The 17,828-nt window shown below is 74.3% G+C and carries 13 protein-coding genes and 1 pseudogene; 3 read left to right on the plus strand and 11 right to left on the minus strand.

The genetic code is table 11. The annotated features are described in order from the left end of the window. Positions 1-3: 3 nt before the first annotated feature. From ACFW1I_RS19335 to ACFW1I_RS19350, 4 genes are all read right to left on the minus strand, one after another. Complete coding sequence (locus tag ACFW1I_RS19335; RefSeq protein WP_384671290.1) at positions 4-1,476, minus strand: phytoene desaturase family protein; 1,473 nt, start codon at positions 1,474-1,476, stop codon at positions 4-6. An 85-nt stretch (positions 1,477-1,561) separates the two neighbouring features. Continuing rightward, a complete protein-coding gene (locus ACFW1I_RS19340; protein ID WP_384671293.1) occupies positions 1,562-2,194 on the minus strand; it encodes a DUF1345 domain-containing protein in 633 nt (210 codons plus the stop codon). A 4-nt stretch (positions 2,195-2,198) separates the two neighbouring features. Next, positions 2,199-3,026, minus strand: coding sequence for a family 1 encapsulin nanocompartment shell protein (locus ACFW1I_RS19345; protein WP_384671296.1), 828 nt, complete (start codon positions 3,024-3,026; stop codon positions 2,199-2,201). After that, entirely contained in the window at positions 3,023-4,066 is a 1,044-nt protein-coding gene (locus ACFW1I_RS19350; protein ID WP_384671298.1) for a Dyp-type peroxidase, read from the minus strand. The genes ACFW1I_RS19345 and ACFW1I_RS19350 overlap by 4 nt, the downstream gene beginning before the upstream one ends. Positions 4,067-4,318: 252 nt before the next feature. Between ACFW1I_RS19350 and ACFW1I_RS19355 the strand changes: the two genes are divergently transcribed. Further along, positions 4,319-6,637, plus strand: a complete 2,319-nt coding sequence (locus ACFW1I_RS19355) for an FdhF/YdeP family oxidoreductase (RefSeq protein ID WP_384671302.1) — start codon at positions 4,319-4,321, stop codon at positions 6,635-6,637. A gap of 315 nt (positions 6,638-6,952) precedes the next feature. On the opposite strand, the gene ACFW1I_RS19360 is transcribed toward ACFW1I_RS19355, so the two are convergent. Together ACFW1I_RS19360 and ACFW1I_RS19365 are read right to left on the minus strand one after the other, a co-directional pair. Beyond that, on the minus strand, positions 6,953-9,466 hold the full coding sequence (locus ACFW1I_RS19360) for an ATP-dependent Clp protease ATP-binding subunit (protein ID WP_384671304.1): 2,514 nt from the start codon (positions 9,464-9,466) through the stop codon (positions 6,953-6,955). A gap of 136 nt (positions 9,467-9,602) precedes the next feature. Continuing rightward, positions 9,603-10,190 (minus strand): thioredoxin domain-containing protein, encoded by a 588-nt coding sequence (locus ACFW1I_RS19365; RefSeq protein ID WP_384671307.1) that lies wholly within the window; start codon positions 10,188-10,190, stop codon positions 9,603-9,605. A gap of 86 nt (positions 10,191-10,276) precedes the next feature. On the opposite strand from ACFW1I_RS19365, the gene ACFW1I_RS19370 reads away from it, so the two are divergent. Both ACFW1I_RS19370 and ACFW1I_RS19375 read left to right on the plus strand, forming a co-directional pair. Then, positions 10,277-10,816, plus strand: coding sequence for a GNAT family N-acetyltransferase (locus ACFW1I_RS19370; protein ID WP_384671310.1), 540 nt, complete (start codon positions 10,277-10,279; stop codon positions 10,814-10,816). 106 nt (positions 10,817-10,922) lie between these two features. After that, on the plus strand, positions 10,923-11,204 hold the full coding sequence (locus tag ACFW1I_RS19375) for a pyrimidine/purine nucleoside phosphorylase (protein ID WP_384671312.1): 282 nt from the start codon (positions 10,923-10,925) through the stop codon (positions 11,202-11,204). Between the two features lie 111 nt (positions 11,205-11,315). Here ACFW1I_RS19375 and ACFW1I_RS19380 read toward each other — a convergent pair whose 3' ends face one another. The 5 genes and pseudogenes from ACFW1I_RS19380 to ACFW1I_RS19400 form a co-directional block, all read right to left on the minus strand. Continuing rightward, positions 11,316-13,241: an ABC transporter permease gene (locus tag ACFW1I_RS19380; RefSeq protein ID WP_384671315.1), complete on the minus strand. Its 1,926-nt coding sequence runs from the start codon at positions 13,239-13,241 to the stop codon at positions 11,316-11,318. Then, on the minus strand, positions 13,238-14,032 hold the full coding sequence (modA, locus tag ACFW1I_RS19385; RefSeq protein WP_384671317.1) for a molybdate ABC transporter substrate-binding protein: 795 nt from the start codon (positions 14,030-14,032) through the stop codon (positions 13,238-13,240). The genes ACFW1I_RS19380 and modA overlap by 4 nt, the downstream gene beginning before the upstream one ends. A 20-nt stretch (positions 14,033-14,052) precedes the next feature. Then, the gene (locus ACFW1I_RS19390) at positions 14,053-14,448 is read right to left on the minus strand and encodes a molybdopterin-binding protein (protein ID WP_384671319.1); all 396 of its coding nucleotides are present in this window, start codon (positions 14,446-14,448) and stop codon (positions 14,053-14,055) included. Positions 14,449-14,589: 141 nt separating this feature from the next. Further along, positions 14,590-15,768 carry an acyl-CoA dehydrogenase family protein gene (locus ACFW1I_RS19395; protein ID WP_384671321.1) on the minus strand — a complete coding sequence of 393 codons (1,179 nt, stop codon included), beginning with the start codon at positions 15,766-15,768 and terminating at the stop codon, positions 14,590-14,592. Between the two features lie 153 nt (positions 15,769-15,921). After that, a pseudogene (locus tag ACFW1I_RS19400) lies at positions 15,922-17,828 on the minus strand (hypothetical protein); the annotation flags it as partial.

Raw genomic sequence — 17,828 nt, forward strand, 5'->3', positions numbered from 1 at the left:
GTCCTATCGCCAGGACGGGCGGATGCCCAGGTGGCGGAGGGCTGTCGCGGCGGCGCCCGCGCCGGACATGCCGTGGGCGCCGGGGCCGGGCGGGGTGGCGGCCGAGCAGAGGTAGACGCCGGGGAGGCCGGTGGCGTACGGGTCGAGGGCGGGGCGGGCGCCGAGGACGAGCTGGGGGACGGTCTTGGCGCCGGTGAGGATGTCGCCGCCGGCGAAGTTCGGGTTGCCGGCGGCGAAGTCGGCGGGGCGGGTGACCCGCATGCCGACGATCCGGTCGCGGACGCCGGGGGCGAACTGTTCCAGGCGGGCCAGGACGGCGTCGGTCGCGTCGCCGTCGTAACCGTGCGGCACGTGCGCGTACGTCCAGACGGGGTGGACGTCGCCGACCGAGCGGGACGGGTCGGCGAGGTACTGCTGGCCGACCAGGACGAACGGCCGCTCCGGCATCCGGCCGTCCGTCACGTCCCGCTCGGCGCGGACGACCTCGGCGAGCGGGCCGCCGAGGTGGACGGTGCCTGCGCGGCGGGCCGGCTCCGCGCGCCAGGGGACGCCGCCCTCGACGGCGAGGTCCACCTTGAAGGCGCCGGGGCCGCGCCGGAAGCGGCGGTACGCGGCGGCCGTGCGGGCCGGCAGCAGATCGCCGTACACCCCGGCCACCTGCGCCGGGTCGAGGTCCAGGAGGGTGACGTCGGCGGGCGGCAGCTGAGCGCGGTCGGTGACCCGGACGCCGGTCTCGATCCGGCCGCCGTGGGCGCGGAGCGCGGCCGCCAGGGCGTCGGTGATGGCCCGGGAGCCGCCCTCGGCGACGGCCCAGCCGGCCGCGTGCCCCGCGGTGAGGATGCCGAGCCCGATGGCGGAGCTGAACGGTTCGGTCAGCGGGCGGTACGCGTGGGCCGCGACGCCCGCCCACAGCGCGCGGGCGCCGGGGGTGCGGAAGAGCCGGGCGAGGACCGCCGCGGGCAGCACCGTGGGCAGGCCGAAGCGGGCGAGCAGCAGCGGGTGGTCGGGGACGCGCAGCAGCGGGCCCATGACGTCCCCGGAGAGCGCCTCCCAGCGGCGTACGGAGGGGGCGAGCAGGGCCAGATAGCGGTCGGCGTCGGCGCCGAGGCCCGCGGCGGTCTCGGCGACCGAGCGGTGGAGGACGGCGGCGGTGCCGTCGTCCAGCGGGTGGGCGCAGTCGAACTCGGGGAGCCGCCAGTTCAGCCCGTGCCGGTCCAGCCGGAGGTGGCGGAGGGCGGGCGAGGCGACGGCGAGGGGGTGGACGGCCGAGCAGTGGTCGTGGAGCAGCCCGGGCAGGATCGCCTCGTCGGTGCGGGTGCCGCCGCCGATCTCGTCGGCGGCCTCCAGGACGGTGACCTCGACGCCGGCCTCGGCGAGCAGGGCGGCGGCGGCCAGCCCGTTGGGGCCCGCGCCGACGACGACGGCGGTCGGGGTGGTCCCGGCGGGGCGGGCGGGGCGCGGGCGCGTGCTGCTCATGGGGCGAGTCTGCCGGGACGGGCGACGCGCCCGCACACCGGGGCCCGCGACGGCGCGCCGGTCAGCCGGTCAGCCGGTCAGCCGGTCAGCCGGTGACGATGCCGGCCACCAGGTTGATCGCGGTGGCGAGGATGCTGGCGCCGAAGACGTACGACAGCAGGCAGTGGCGGAGGACGACGGCCCTGATGCCGGGGTCGGAGACGTTGGTGTCGGAGACCTGGTAGGTCATGCCGAGGTTGTAGGAGAAGTACAGGAAGTCGGTGTACCGGGGGCGGTCGTCGGAGTTGAAGTCGATGCCGCCCTCGGGCGGGCGGTAGTACAGGTAGGCGTACCGGGTCGCGTACATGAGGTGGAGCGCCGCCCAGGCCATGAAGACGCCCCACAGGGCGGTCGCGGCGGCGGCGCGGCTGTAGCCGGAGTCGACGAGGAGCAGGGCGACGATGGCGACGAGTCCGCACAGGGCCGCGGCGACGACGGCCAGTTCCTCGACGACCGGCCGGAACTCCTCGCGCCGCAGGTTGCGGTGGGTGGTGGGCGCGTCCATCGGCCACAGCACGATCCAGCCGGTGACGACGAAGACGGTCTCGGCGACGGCGATGCCGGAGAGGATGCCGAGGGCCGTGTCGGCGAGGGCGCCGGTCACGGCCCCGGCGGCGGTGCCGAGCGCGGCGGCGCCGGCCAGCCGGGGGACCGCGTACCGCCAGGACCAGGTGGTCATGGCCTCATGCCTCCAGCACGACCACGGCCTCGTCGGTGTACGCGAAGAACGTCAGGGTCTCCTGGAGGTACAGCTCGACGGTGTCGGCGTCGTGCCGGGTGTAGCCGATGGACACGTCCTGGCCGAGGTGGAGCGCGAAGTCGCCGCCACGGGTGGAGAGGACGAAGCCGCCCTTGACGGCGGGCGCCCAGATCGGGGGGCCGTCGAGCATGCGGCCGAGGTGGGCGGCGATCGGATAGCCGTGGTCGGAGGTCTCGCTGACGGCCCGGTACTCGTCGGCGCCGAGGAGGAGCGCGTACGGGCCGTCCACGCCCGCCAGGCGCAGGGCGGTGAGGGCGCGGCTGACGGCGTCGGGGTAGTCGCGGGGTTCGGCGGGGAGCGCGACGGCCGGGTTGGAGGAGGCGGCGCGCAGGCCGCGGACGCCGGCGGCGTCGTAGCCGTCGAAGACGGTGCGGTCCTCGGCCAGGGCGAGGGTGCGGGCGGCGTCCTTGACGGGCTGCCAGTCGGAGTCCTGGGCGCCGCGTTCGACGTCGTCGACGGCGGAGCGGTCGACGGTGAAGGGGACGCGGAGCTCGACCAGCGGGCGGGCCTCGCGGAGCCGGGCGCGGACGCCGGCGGCGGGTGCGGCGAGGTCGGTGAGGTGGCCGGTGCCGACGGCGGCGAGTCCGGCGCCGCCGGGGTCGGGCATGTCCACGACGCGGCGGCCGGCGACGTTGCGGCGGAAGGTGCGGCGGGCCTCCTCCTCGATCTCGGCCCAGGCGGCGGGGGTGATGGGGGCCAGTTCGCGGTGGAGGTTGCCGGTGGTGGGGGGCGTGCCGGGGAGGCTGGTCATGACGCCGGTGCTCCTTTCAGGCTGCCGATGCCCAGGGAGATCCCGGGGCGGACGGCGTCGGCGGTGAGGAGGGCTTCGGAGGGCGCCGGTTCGGCCAGGGGTTCCGCCGCGGGTCCCGGGGCGGGGAGGTCGTCGAGCAGTTCGGCGCTCGGGACGAAGAAGAGGCCGCCGGTGACGGCGGTGGAGAAGTCGAGGATGCGGTCGGTGTTGCCCGGCGGGTCGCCGAGGAACATGTTGCGGAGCATCCGCTCGGTGACGGCGGGGGTGCGGGCGTATCCGATGAAGTAGGTGCCGAACTCGCCGGTGCCGAGGCGCCCGAAGGGCATGTTCTGGCGGACGATCTGCCGTTCCTCGCCGTCCTCGTCCTCGACGGTGGTGAGGGCGACGTGCGAGTCGGACGGTTTGACGTCGTCGGGGAGTTCGACGTTGTCCGCCTTGGAGCGGCCGATGACGCGCTCCTGCTCCTCGGTGGGGAGGGCGTTCCAGGCGGTCAGGTCGTGCAGGTACTTCTGCACGACGACGTAGCTGCCGCCGCGGAAGTCCGGGTCCTCGTCGGCGACGAGGACGGCGGCGGGGGCGGCCGGGCCGGTGGGGTTCTCGCTGCCGTCGACGAAGCCGAGGAGGTCGCGGTCGTCGAAGTAGGTGAACCCGTGCGTCTCGTCGACGACGGTGACGGCGTCCGCGAAGCGGTCCAGGACGACCCGGGCCAGTTCGAAGCAGAGGTCGGCGCGCCGGGCCCGCAGGTGGAGCAGCAGGTCGCCGGGGGTGGCGGGGGCCAGGTGCCGGGGGCCCTGGAGGGGGGTGAAGGGGTGCAGCTCGCGGGGGCGGGGACCGCCGACGAGCCGGTCCCAGGCGTCGGAGGCGAGGCCGGCGACGCAGGCGAGGGCGTCGTCACGGGCGCGGAAGGCGACGGACCGGGTCAGTCCGGAGAGCTCCTGGAGTCCTTCGCGCACGTCGGTCTCCCGGCCGGGCGTGACGGTGAGGGTGAGGAAGAGGGCGGCCTTGGTGGGCGGGCCGAGGACGGGCTGGGGGAAGGCCATGCGACTCCCGTCGAGAGCGGATACCGACAAAGGGCGTTTCTCGCTTGAATAAGACACTTCTCGTGTGAAGAAGTACATCTCACACGAATCCATGACCGAATCGGCGCCAGCGTATCCAGGGGAGGTCGGGCCCGCAGCCCGTCGCCGGGCCCCCGCCCGCCGGAATGGCGGCCGTCCCGGGCCCGGCTTAGCCTGCCGGGAGGGGCGGTACGTGTTCCCTCGCGCCCCGTGCGCCGGAAGGGTGGCAGGCCCATGACCCTCGAACGAGACGAGCAGCGGGACGCCCCGGAGCCGCGGGTGGGCCCCGTCCCCGACGGCGAGCCGGAGGTCCGGCCCTACCACCACCCGGCGGCCGGCTGGGGCGCCGCCAAGAGCGTGACGCGGTTCATGGCCAGGGAGGGCGCGCTGCCCGTCGACGGCCCCCGGGCGATCATGAAGATGAACCACGAGCGCTCCGGCTTCGACTGCCCCGGCTGCGCGTGGCCCGACGACACCAAGGGCCTCCACCTCGACATCTGCGAGAACGGGATCAAGCACGTCACCTGGGAGATGACCCGCAAGCGGGTCGGCCGCGACTTCTTCGCCGCGCACTCGGTGACCGAGCTGGCCGGGTGGACGGACTACGCCCTGGAGAACGAGGGCCGGCTGACCGAGCCGATGGCGTACGACCCCGACAGCGACCACTACGTGCCGATCAGCTGGAAGGACGCCTTCGACCTGGTCGGCCGCGCCCTCCGCGAGCTGGACGACCCGAACCAGGCGTCCTTCTACACCTCGGGCCGCCTCGGCAACGAGGCCACGTTCCTCTACCAGCTCCTCGCCCGGGAACTGGGCACCAACAACCTGCCCGACTGCTCCAACATGTGCCACGAGGCCAGCGGCCGGGCCCTGACGGCCTCGCTGGGGACCGGCAAGGGCACCGTCGACCTCGCCGACTGGGAGACCGCCGACGCGCTGTTCATCCTCGGCGTCAACGCTGCGTCCAACGCTCCCCGCATGCTGACCGCGCTCGCCGAGGCGTACCACCGGGGGGCGCGGATCGTGCACGTCAACCCGCTGGTGGAGGCCGCCGCGACCCGCACGATCATCCCGCACGACTTCAAGGACATGGCGACCTTCCGCGCCACGCCGACGTCCACGCTGAACCTCCAGCCGCGGATCGGCGGCGACATGGCGTTCCTGCGCGGAATGGCCAAGGCCGTCCTCGAACAGGCGGTGTCCGATCCCAAGGCGCTCGACCGGGAGTTCGTGGAGCGCCACACGGCCGGGTTCGAGGAGTACCGGGCGGTCTGCGCGGCCACGCCGTGGGACGAGATCGAGCACCAGTCCGGGCTCGCCCGCGAGGACATCCTGGAGGCCGCCCGGGTGTACCGGGAGGCGGACCGGTCGATCATCAGCTGGTGCCTCGGCGTGACCCAGCACGAGCACGGCGTCGACACGGTCCGGGAGATCGTCAACCTCCTGCTGCTGCGCGGCAACCTGGGCCGCGAGGGCGCCGGCCCCTCCCCCGTGCGCGGCCACAGCAACGTCCAGGGCAACCGCACCTGCGGCATCGACCACCGCCCGGCCGACGCGTTCCTGGACCGGCTCGCCGAGGTCTGCGGGATCGACCCGCCGCGCGCCCACGGCCTCGACACCGTGCGGACCATCGAGGCGATGCACCGCGGGGACGTGAAGGTCTTCGTCGGCATGGGCGGCAACTTCGCGCTGGCCGCGCCCGACACCCCGGTGACGTACGAGGCGCTGCGGAACTGCGAACTGACCGTCCAGGTCAGCACCAAGCTCAACCGCAGCCATGTGGTGCACGGGCGGCGGGCGCTGATCCTGCCGTGCCTCGGCCGCACCGAGAGGGACCACCAGCGCAAGGGCGAGCAGGCCACCTCCGTCGAGGACTCGATGAGCATGGTCCACCTGTCGCGCGGGATGAAGAAGCCCGCGTCGCCGCACCTGCTGTCCGAGCCGGCGATCGTCGCGGGCATGGCGCGGGCGGCGCTCCCCGACAGCACGACGCCGTGGGCCTGGTACGTGGAGGACTACGACCGGATCCGGGACACCATGGCCCGGGTGCTGGACGGCTTCGAGGACTTCAACCGGCGGGTACGGCTGCCGCTGGGCTTCCGCATCAAGCAGCCGGCCCGCGAGCTGGTCTTCCTGACGCCCTCGGGGAAGGCCGAGTTCTCCTCGGCGCCGCTGCCGGACGTCGTCCCGGAGCCGGGCACGCTCGCCCTGGGCACGATGCGCTCGCACGACCAGTGGAACACCACGATCTACTCCGACGACGACCGCTACCGGGGCGTGAAGAGCCTGCGCACGCTGGTCTTCATGAACCGCGCCGACATGCGCGAGCGCGGCATCACGGAGCTCTCCCCCGTCGACGTCACGGCCACCGCGCGGGACGGCAGCCGGCGGTCCCTGCACGGCTATCTGGCGGTCCCGTACGACATCCCGCGCGGCTGCGCGGCCGGGTACATGCCGGAGATGAACGTGCTGGTCGCCCTGGGCGACTACAGCACCCAGAGCGACCAGCCGATCATGAAGCACCTGAAGGTCGTGATCGAGCCCTCCGGCTGAGCCCGGCCGTCACCCCGGGCCCGGTCCCGGGGTCGTACGGACCTCCCGGCCGGCGACCGCCAGCAGGCCCAGGAGGCGGCCGCCCGGCATGCGCGCGGTCCCGCTGACCGAGCCGGAGCGGACGGTCCTGGTGGGGCTCGTGGCACCGGGGCCCGCGAGCCGGCCCCGGTGCAGGCCCGCGCGCTCACCGTGCTGGCGGCCGGGACCGACGTCGCGGGGGCGCTGGAGCACCCACCCGGGGAGGCGTGCCGGGGCACCCGTGCCCGCCTGCCGGAGCGGGCGTGCGCGGGTGCCTCCGTACGGTGGGGCGGTGCGTCAGGCCGCGGCCGTGGCCTCCTCGGGCGCGCCCTTGCGGACGGTGCAGTGCAGGGAGTCGTCGACGACGTCCGCGACGATCGTGTCGCCCGGGTCCGCCTCGCCGCTCAGGAGGAGGGCGGCGACGCGGTTGTCGAGCTCGGTCTGGATGGTGCGGCGCAGCGGGCGGGCGCCGAACTCGGGCTGGTATCCGTGGGCGACGAGGAGCTTCGTCGCGGCCTCGGTGACCTCCAGGGTCATGCCCTGGGCGTGGACGCGGTGCTTGCTGCGGTCGAGGAGGTGCCCGACGATCTCGGTGAGGTCCTTCTCGGTGAGGCTGTGGAAGACGATGATGTCGTCGATGCGGTTGAGGAACTCGGGCAGGAACCGGCCCCGCAGGTCCTCCATCAGCTCGTCCTTCAGCTCGGCCGCGTCGCCCTCGTGGGCGAGGATCCGGTGGGCGCCGATGTTGGACGTCATGATGACGACGCAGTGGCGGAAGTCGACGGTGCGGCCCTGGCCGTCCGTCAGGCGCCCGTCGTCGAGGACCTGGAGGAGGGTGCTGAAGACGTCCTGGTGGGCCTTCTCGATCTCGTCGAAGAGGACGACGCTGTACGGCTGGCGGCGGACCTTCTCGGTGAGCTGGCCGGCCTCCTCGTAACCGACGTATCCGGGCGGGGCGCCGACGAGGCGGGCGACGGTGTGCTTCTCCTGGAACTCGCTCATGTCGAACCGGATCATCCGGTCCTCGTCGCCGAAGAGCAGCTCGGCGAGGGTCTTGGCGAGTTCGGTCTTGCCGACGCCGGTGGGGCCGAGGAAGAGGAAGGAGCCGACGGGCCGGTCGGGGTCGCCCATGCCGGCGCGGTTGCGGCGGACGGCCTCGGAGACGGCGGTGACGGCCTCGTCCTGGCCGACGATCCGGGCGTGCATCTCCTCCTCCAGCTTGAGGAGCTTCTCCTTCTCGCTGGTGGTGAGCTGGGCGACGGGGATCCCGGTGCGGCGGGAGACGATGTCGGCGATGTCGGCGGCGGTGACGGAGACGACGCCCTCGCGGCGCTCCTCGATGCCGGCCAGTTCGCCCTCGACCCCGGCGATCTCCTCCTTGAGCTGCTTGGCCTTCTCGAACTCCTCGGCGGCGACGGCCTGGTCCTTCTCGCGGCGCAGCTTGGCGAGCCGGTCCTCGCGGCTGATCACCTCGGTGGAGCGGCCGGCGCTGCGCAGCCGGACCCGGGCTCCGGCCTGGTCCATGAGGTCGATGGCCTTGTCGGGGAGGAAGCGGTCGCTGATGTACCGGTCGGAGAGTTCGGCGGCGGCGGCGAGGGCGCCGTCGGCGAACCGGACCTGGTGGTGGGCCTCGTACGCGTCGCGGAGTCCTTCGAGGATCTGGACGGTCTCCTCGACGGTCGGCTCGGGGATGAGGACGGGCTGGAAGCGGCGTTCGAGCGCGGCGTCCTTCTCGATGTACCTGCGGTACTCGTCGATGGTGGTGGCGCCGACGACGTGCAGTTCGCCGCGGGCGAGGGCGGGTTTGAGCATGTTGCCGGCGTCCATGGAGCCCTCGCCGGTGGCGCCCGCGCCGACGACGGTGTGCAGCTCGTCGATGAAGAGGATGATCGCGCCCTCGGACTTCTGGACGTCCTCGATGACCTTCTTGAGGCGTTCCTCGAACTGGCCGCGGTACTGGGCCCCGGCGACCATGCCGGAGAGGTCGAGGGAGACGACCCGCTTGTCCTTGAGGGTGTCCGGCACTTCGCCGGCGACGATCCGCTGGGCGAGGCCCTCGACGATGGCGGTCTTGCCGACGCCGGGCTCGCCGATGAGCACGGGGTTGTTCTTGGAGCGCCGGGAGAGGATCTCGACGGTCTGCTCGATCTCCTCGGCCCGGCCGACGACCGGGTCGAGCTTGCCCGCCCTGGCCTCTTCGGTGAGGTCGCGGCCGAACTCGTCGAGGGTGGTGGCGGGCTCCTTGGGCGCGGCCGGGGCCGTGGTGTCGCCGCCGCGCGCGGCCTGGTCGGTCACGCCGCGCAGCTTGGAGACGTCGAGGTCCTCGGCGCGCAGGTAGCGGGAGGCGCCGGAGTCGGCGTCGCCGAGGAGGGCGCTGAGGATGTGCTCGGGGCCGATGTACGAGACGCCGGCGGCCTGCGAGGTGGCGTGGGCGAGCGCGAGGGTCCGCTTGGCGGCCGGGGTGAGGCCCGGTTCGGCGGAGGGCTCTGCGGCCACGTGGGGCAGCACCTTGGCGATCTTGTCGGCGAGCGCGTCCGGGTCGACTCCGGAGCGGGCGAGCAGGCGGCGGGTGGGCTCGACCTGGGTGGCGGCCCAGAGCAGGTGCTCGGTGTCGAGGTCGGTGGTGCCGTCCTCGACGGCCTTGCGCGTGGCCGTGTTGAGGAGTTCGTGGGAGGACTCGGTGAGGAGCCGGCCGATGGGGACGCGCTGGACGGCCGGCGGTGACGACGCCGGCGACATTCCGAAGAAGCGGTTCAGCAGGTCGCCGAAGGGGTCGGAGGGACCGAAGGAGGAACCAAACGCCATCGACATGATCAGTGCTCCGGGAAGGGCGTGGGGGTCACCTAGGAGGTCACCCAGGTGGTCACCAAGGGGTCACCCTCACTCAAACCCGGCCGCCACCGGTCCGCAAACGGAACCGGCGGGCCGGCCGGGGCGGGCGCGCCGCTCAGTCGGCGATGCGGCGCAGGAAGTCGGCCGGGGCGATGACCGGGGTGTCGTCGGGGCCGCCGACGGCGAGGTCCTCCTCGTCGTAGCGGACGACGGGCGTGCCGAGGATGCCGAACTCGGCGAAGTTGGCGACCACCTGACCGGCCCACGGGAGATAGGTGCCCTCGGTGACCTTGCGGTCGAAGTCCGGGGAGCGCAGCCCGTCCACCCGGCTCGCGACGTCGAGCAGCGCGGCCGGGTCGGCGAAGCGGTCGTCCGCGCCGGGCGGGAACGGCTGGGCGGCGAAGAGCGCGGCGAGATAGTCCAGGAACGGGCCCTGCCCCGCGTCGCTGGCGGCGCCGAGCGCGGAGACCGCGCGCCGGGAGCCGCTGCCGCCGACGGTGTCGTCGAGGGTGGCCGCGAAGTGGAAGCGGACGACGAGCCGCCCCTCGTCGGCGGCCGCGCGGAAGGTGTCGAGCAGGCTTTCGGCCATCCGGCGGCTGCCCGGGTCGCGCAGCTCCAGGAAGACCCGCAGGACATGCGGCGCGCCGGGGTCCCCGTAGTACACAGCGGCGCCGTGGGCTCCGGTCGTATGCGCGGGATTCATGGGACGAGCTTCGCACGGGAGGACGAACGGCACGACCGCTGACGGCGGTCGCGGGCACGGGCCGGCCCGCCCCTACGATCGGCGGAATGACCACTCCGGACGCCCCCGCCCCGCTGATCCGCGCCGCGACCGAGGCCGACCTCGACGCGGTCGCCGCGATCTACGCGCACTACGTGGACCACACGGTGGTCACCTTCGACGAGACGCCGCCGCCGGTGTCCTCCTGGCGCACCCGCCTGGCCGAGCTGTCCGCCCGCGGCCTGCCGTTCCTGGTGGCGGAGGACGCCGGGCGGATCGCCGGGTACGCGTACGCCTCGCCGTGGCGTCCGAAGCCGGCGTACCGCCACTCCGTCGAGAACTCGGTCTACCTCGCCCCGGAGGAGACGGGCCGGGGTCTGGGCGGTTCCCTGATGGAGGCTCTGGTGGCGGCCTGCACGGCGGCGGGCGCGCACCAGATGATCGCCGTGATCGCGGACTCGGGGACGGCCGCGTCGCTCGCCCTCCACCGGCGTCTCGGCTTCACGGAGGCGGGCCGCCTGAGGTCGGTGGGCCTCAAGCACGGGCGCCGGCTGGACACGATCCTGCTCCAGCGGACCCTGGCGACGGGCGAGGAGTCCGCCCACTGAGAGGACCGTCCACGGGTCGGGCGGGCGCGGCTAGGGTGACCCCGCCCGCCGCCGGCACCCGAGCGGCCGGGCGTCTCCTGCCCTCCGATCTCCCCCGAGGATGCCCATGTTCCCCGTCAACGAGTACTTCGACGGCACGGTCAAGTCGATCGCGTTCACCCAGGAGGAGGGCCGGGCCACCATCGGCGTCATGGCCCCCGGCTCCTACGAGTTCGGCACCGCCGCCCCGGAGACCATGCACGTGGTCAGCGGCGCCCTGACGGTCCTCCTGCCCGGCACGGCCGACTGGCGCACCTACGCGGCCGGCGAGCGGTTCGAGGTCCCCGGCGACAGCGCGTTCCGGCTCCAGGTCGCGGTGGACACGGCGTACCTCTGCGAGTACCGCTGACCTGACACCGACCGACCCCGCACCGCCTGCCGGCGGCACCGGCCGACCTGGCACCGGTCGACTGGCACCACCTGGCCTGGCACCGGCGGCGGGGCGGTGCGGTCGCCGGGCTCAGAGCGGGACGACCGTCGTCTCGGTCGCCTTCACGCTCGTCCACACGGGCACGCCGTCGGCCAGGCCGAGTTCCGCCGCGGCCTGCGGCGTGATCTCGGCGACGAGGTCCGGCGTCCGCCCGGAGGTGATGAGGACCCGCAGCCGGCTGCCGCTGCTGGTGATCTCGCGTACGGTGCCGGGCCAGACGTTGCGGGGGCTGCCCGCGGGTTTCTCGCGGTGGACCGACACCGCCTCGGGCGCGACGACCGCCAGCGCGCGCGTGCCGGGCGGCGGGGGGTCGGCCGCGACCAGGTCACCCCCTGCGTCGAGGGTCAGGCCCTCGGCGGTGGCCGTGCCCGGCCAGGCGTTGCGGCCCAGCATGCGGGCCACCCAGGGCGAGCGCGGATGGCGGGTGACCTCGGCCGGAGGGGCGTCCTGCAGGGCACGGCCCTCGTCGAGGACGAGCACCCGGTCCGCGAGCGAGACCGCCTCGACGGGGTCGTGGGTGACGATCAGGCACACACCGCCGAAGCCCGCCAGGTGGGTGCGGAGCGTGTGCCGCACCTGGGCCCGGGTCGTCTGGTCGAGGGCGGCGAGCGGTTCGTCGAGGACGAGGAGCCGCGGGCGGGCGGCCAGCGCGCGGGCCAGGGCCACCCGCCCGGCCTGCCCGCCGGACAGCTGGGCGGGCCTGCGGTGCGCCAGGTGGCCCACCCCGAGGCGGTCGAGCCAGCCCTGCGCCTCCCGCCGGGCCTCGGCCCGTGCGACGCCCTGCGCGCGCAGCCCGTACGCGGTGTTGGCGAGGGCCGTCAGATGGGGGAAGAGGGCGCCGTCCTGCGGGACCCACGCGACCCGCCGCCGGTGCGGGGGCAGGGCGGTGACGTCCTCGTCGCCGAGCCGGAGGTCCGCGTGGGCCCGGGGGGTCAGCCCGAGGAGGGCCCGCAGCAGGGTGGTCTTGCCGGCGCCGTTGGGTCCCACGACGGCGATGGTCGTGCCGGGGTCGGCGTCCAGGGTGAGCCGGGTGAAACCGGTGACCTCGGCGTGCAGTCCCCAGCGGCCCGCCGGGGGGATGGGCGGGCCCGCCGGAGCCGGAGGCTCCGGTGCGGACTCGACGGGTCCTCCGCCGCGGACGCGGCGGTCCGCCGGGGTGCCCGTCCACCGCCCCCGCAGGGCGATCAGGACCGCCATCGCGATGGCCAGCAGGAGCAGGGAGACCGAGGTCGCGGCCTCCGGCTCGTCCTGGAGCAGCAGATAGACCTGGAGCGGCAGGGTCTGGGTGGTGCCGGGCAGGTTGCCGGCGAAGGTGATGGTGGCGCCGAACTCGCCGAGCGCCCGCGCCCAGGTCAGCGCCGCGCCCGCGAGGACGCCCGGCGCGACCATCGGCAGGGTCACGGTGAAGAAGACCCGGAGCGGTGAGGCGCCGAGGGACGCCGCCGTCTCCTCGTACCGGGGCCGCAGTCCGCCGAGCGCGCCCTCCAGGCTGATGACGAGGAAGGGCATGGCGACGAAGGTCGCCGCGAGCACGGCCCCCGAGGTGTGGAAGGGGAGCGTGATGCCGAAGGTGTCCCGCAGCCAGGGGCCGAGGAGCCCGCGGCGGCCGAAGGCGAGGAGCAGCGCCACGCCGCCGACGGTCGGCGGCAGCACCATCGGCAGCAGGACCAGCGAGCGGACGAACGCCTTGCCGGGGAAGGGCACCCGGGCCAGCAGCCAGGCGAGCGGGACGCCGAGCAGCAGCGAGAGGCCGAGCGCCCAGAAGGAGACGAGCAGCGAGAGCTTGAGCGCCTGGACGGTGCCGAGTGCGCTCAGGTGCTCCGCGAGCTCGCCCCACTCGGTCCGGACGAGGATGCCGAGCAGCGGCAGGGCCAGGAAGGCCACCGCCGCCAGCGCGGGCAGCGCCAGGGCGAGCGGCGGCCTGGCGCCGGACGTGCGGACGCGCGCGCGTGTCATGGCTTCTGGAAGCCCGCGTCCTGGAGGATCTTCTGGCCTTCCGGCGAGGACAGCCAGGCGACGAACGCGGCGGCGGCCTCGGCGTGCTCCGAGTCCTTCAGCGTGGCGGCCGGGTACTGGGCGACGGCGTTCTGGTCGTCCGGGATCTCGACGGCGTCGACCTTGTCCCCGGCGCTCTCGGCGTCGGTCCGGTAGACCAGGCCGGCGTCGGCCTCGCCGAGCTCGACCTTGCTGAGCACGGAGCGCACGTTCGGCTCCTGCGAGACCGGCTTCACCGTGATCTTCTGGGCGTCGAGGATCTTCTTGCTGTACTTGCCGGCCGGGACCTCGGGGGCCGCGAGGACGACCTTGAGCTTGGGGTCGGCGAGGTCCTTCAGGGCGTCGACCTTGAAGGGGTTGCCCTCGGCGGTGGCGATGACGAGCCGGTTCCTCGCGATGATCGCCGGGGTGCCGGTCTCGGCCTTCACCTTGTCCATGCTCTTGGTGTCGGCGGTGACCAGGACGTCGGCGGGCGAGCCCTGCGACACCTGGGCGACCAGCTCCTGCGAGCCGGCGAAGGAGAAGGTCAGCTTCGTGCCGGGATGGGACTTCTCGTACGCGGCTCCCGCGGTCCTGAAGACGTCGGTGAGGGACGCGGCGGCGAGGACCGTGAGGTCGGCGCCCTCGGCGCCGGCGTCGTTCTTGGTGTCGTCGCCGGTGCCGCAGGCCGCGAGCGGCACGAGCAGGGCGGCGGTGAACACGGCGGCGACGGCGCGGCGGCCGGCGGAGGTGCGGGCGAGGGTGAGGGACATGAGGGTCGTGGCTCCCGGGGTCAGGCGCGGTCGATGTGCACGCTGGTGGACTTCACGCGGGCGGTGGCCCGCATGCCGACCTCCAGCCCCAGCTCCTCCACGGCCTCCCTGGTCAGCAGGGAGACCAGCCGGTGGGGACCGGCCTGGATGGTGACCTGGGCGGCGACGTCCCCGAGCTTGACCGCCGTGACGATCCCCGGGAACGCGTTGCGGGCCGACGTGTACGACGGGTCGTCGCCCTCGCCCTCGCCCTGCGCGATCTCCACGGCGAACGCGGCGAGCGATCGGCCGTCGATCACGCGCCGCCCGCTGTCGTCGCGGTGGGTGGCGACCCTGCCCGCGTCCGCCCAGCGGCGCGCCGTGTCGGGGCTGACGCCGAGGAGACGTGCGGCCTGTCCGATGGTGTAGGACTGCATGTGCGACACCGTAGGCCGTTCGAGATCTCATCTGCAACAAGATCATGCGACCCTCCATCGCTGATGCGAGGAGGGTCGTAGAAAACGACGAGAGGGGGCACCCGGCCCCCTCTCCGCCACGGTCGGCACACGCCGCGGGGGTCAGCGGCGGACGCGGGGCATGCCCAGGCCGATCCAGGAGATGATCTCGCGCTGGATCTCGTTGTTGCCGCCGCCGAAGGTGAAGATCACGGCGGAGCGGTAGCCGCGTTCGAGTTCGCCGTGCAGGACGGCGCCGGGGGAGCCCTCCTTGAGGGCGCCGGCGGCTCCGACGACCTCCATGAGGGCGGCGTAGGCGTCGCGGCGGGCCTCGGAGCCGTAGACCTTGACGGCGGAGGCGTCCTGGGGGGTGAGGGTGCCGTGGTGGACGGCGTTGACCATCTGCCAGTTGAGGAGCTTCATCGCGTCGAGGCGGGTGTGGGTGCGGGCGAGGGTGCGGCGGACCCAGGGCAGGTCGATGACCCGGCGGCCGTCGGAGAGGAGGGTGTCGGCGGCCCAGCGGCGCACGTCGTGGAGGGCGCGGATCGCCATGGTGCCGTGGGCGGCAAGGGTGACGCGCTCATGGTTGAGCTGGTTGGTGATGAGCCGCCACCCCTTGTTCTCCTCGCCGACCCGGCGCGAGACGGGGACGCGGACGTCGTCGTAGTAGCTGGCGGTGGTGTCGTGCGAGGCCAGGGTGTTGATCACCGTGCACGAGTAGCCGGGGTCGGTGGTCGGCACCAGGAGCATGGTGATGCCCTTGTGGGGGGCGGCGTCCGGGTCGGTGCGGACCGCGAGCCAGACCCAGTCGGCGGTGTCGCCGTTGGTCGTCCAGATCTTCTGCCCGTTGACGACGTAGGTGTCCCCCTCGCGCACCGCGCGGGTCTTCAGGGCCGCGAGGTCGGTGCCGGCGTCGGGTTCGCTGTAGCCGATGGCGAAGTCGATCTCGCCGGAGAGGACGCGGGGCAGGAAGTACGCCTTCTGCTCGTCGGTGCCGAACTGCATGATCGTCGGGCCGACCGTGTTCAGGGCCATGAGCGGCAGCGGGACGCCCGCCTGCGCGGCCTCGTCGAAGAAGATGAACTGCTCCATCGGCGTGAGGCCGCGCCCGCCGTACTCGGTGGGCCAGCCGACGCCGAGCCAGCCGTCCGCGCCGAGGCGGCGGATCGTCTCCCGGTAGAAGCGCTTCTGGGCGGCCGGGTCCCCGTACCGGCTGTGCACGTCCTCGGGGACGAGTTCCGCGAAGTAGGCCCGCAGCTCGGCGCGCAGGCGGTTCTGTTCCGGCGTGTACTGCAGGTGCATCCCGGCCTCCCGTGGCGGCTCCGTCGTCCCTCGGCACGACGGCCGTCACGGTAGAACGTGTTTCACAAATGTGGAAGGCCCGGGGCGCGGCACATGCCGGCCCGGGCCCCGGGTACGCGCGCGTGCCCGGACCGGGGGCGCGCGGGTCGGACCTTACGGAAGGAGTTCGTCCAGGGATGCGCGGCCCTTCTCCGCCATCCGGCGCTCGGCCCAGGCCAGGGTCTCCGGCGTCACGTCCCGGCCGGAGGCGAGCACCAGGTCCTCCGCCGTGAACTCGCCCTCCGAACCGGAGTGCAGCAGCCGGTCGGGCGTCGGTACGTCCCCCCGGGACATCTCGTCGGGCTCAGCGTTCATGCCGTCTCCTCCATGCTTCTGCGGGTGGGTCCCGGCACTCGCCATTCTCGTGTCCGCTCCCCCGCCCCGCATCCGGGCGCCCCGCGCGGCCCCGGGCACCGCCGTCCGCCGCAGCAGACCGGCCCCCTCCCCCACCGGGAGCGCCGCGCCCGCCGCGTACTCCGCGTCGTACGCCTCCGGGGCGAGGGCGGCCCGCAGCACGGCCTCCGCGCGGCGCCGGATCAGGGTGTCCGTCTGCGGGGTGTACGGGCGGAAGCCGCCGCCCCGGCCCCCGCCGGCGTGGGCGTCGTACGCGCCGAGGAGCCGGGCCCCGGCACGGGCGTCACCGCTCCGGCCGCGCCCGCCGAGCGCCCACGCGCCGGTCGCGAACTGGGCGACCAGCAGGTACGGCGCCACCAGATGCGCCAGGGTCTCCAGGTCGTCGACCGCGCGGGCGAGCCGGTCCAGGGCCCGGTCGTACGAGCCGTCCAGGCAGTCCGCCCAGGCCCGCATGCCGCCGACGAGCCCCCAGAACATGGCCGGGGTGTGGTCGCCGAACTCCTGCTCCGCCCGGCCCAGCTGCTCCTGCGCCAGACCGGTGCGGCCGGTGTGCGCGTAGTGCTGGGCGAGCAGCAGCCGGCCGCTGCCCGCCGCCTCGGCGCCCCACTGGGCGGCCTCCTCGGCGGCGTGCGCGAGCAGCCGCTCCGCCTCCGTGTCGCCGGGCCGCAGCCGGAGCCGTACGGCCGCGAGGCGGGCGGTGAAGACGGGCACCTGGGAGCGGGCCCCGGCGTCCCCGGCCGCGGCGGCGGCCCGGCCGAAGTCCGCGGCGGCCTCGGCGAGCCGTCCGGCGCGCTCGTACGCCTCGCCGCGCGCCGCGAGGGACTCGGCGATGCCCCAGGCGTCGCGGGCCTCCTCGAAGAGGGCCAGGGCCTCGGCGGCCTCCTCCGGTCCGTCGCCGGCCAGCCGGGCCCGCATGAGCAGCGCGAAGGCCAGGTCCCAGGGGTCGCCGTCGGCACGGCAGGCGGCCACCAGGAGCGCCAGGGTCTCGTCGAGGCCGGTGAGCGCGCCGGTCATCAGCCGCGCGAAGAACCAGACGGTGCCGGGCTGGCGGCAGGTCTGCGGCAGGCCGGGCCGGTAGGCGGCGACGATGCCGCCGAGCCGGGCGCGGACCTCGGCCTCCCGTTCGAGGGCGGTGGCGCCCGATCCGCCCTGGGCGGCGAGCGCGTACAGCCGGACGCCGCGCCGGGCCTCGCGCAGCCGCTCCCCGGTCCACGGCGGCGGCACGTCGTGGCAGCGGCCGGGGAAGGGCTCGGCGGGCGGTGCGTCCGGGCCGAACGGATCGGGGCCGAAGGCGCTCGCGGCGGCGGACCAGGCGCGGGAGTCCTGCTGGTGGTTGCGGAGCTGCCAGAACCAGGACAGCGAGTGGACCAGGCACAGGACCTCCTGTTCCGCCCCGGCCGCGAGCGCGGTCCGCAGGGCGGCGCGCAGGTTGTCGTGCTCGCGCTCGAAGAGGGCGAGGGTGAGGGTCTGGCGGGGGCCGCGGAGCGCGGGGTCGGTGGTGCGGGCGAGTTCGCGGTAGTACGTGAGGTGGGCCCGCTCGACGGCCGCCCGCTCACCCGCCTCGTCCAGCCTCTCCCCCGCGTACTCCGCCACCGTCTCCAGGAGCCGGAACCGCATCCCCGACTCCTCCGGCGCCGACACCACCAGCGACTTGTCCACCAGCGCAC

Origin of the sequence: Streptomyces sp. NPDC058955, assembly GCF_042741435.1 — a bacterium.
GTDB lineage: Bacteria > Actinomycetota > Actinomycetes > Streptomycetales > Streptomycetaceae > Streptomyces.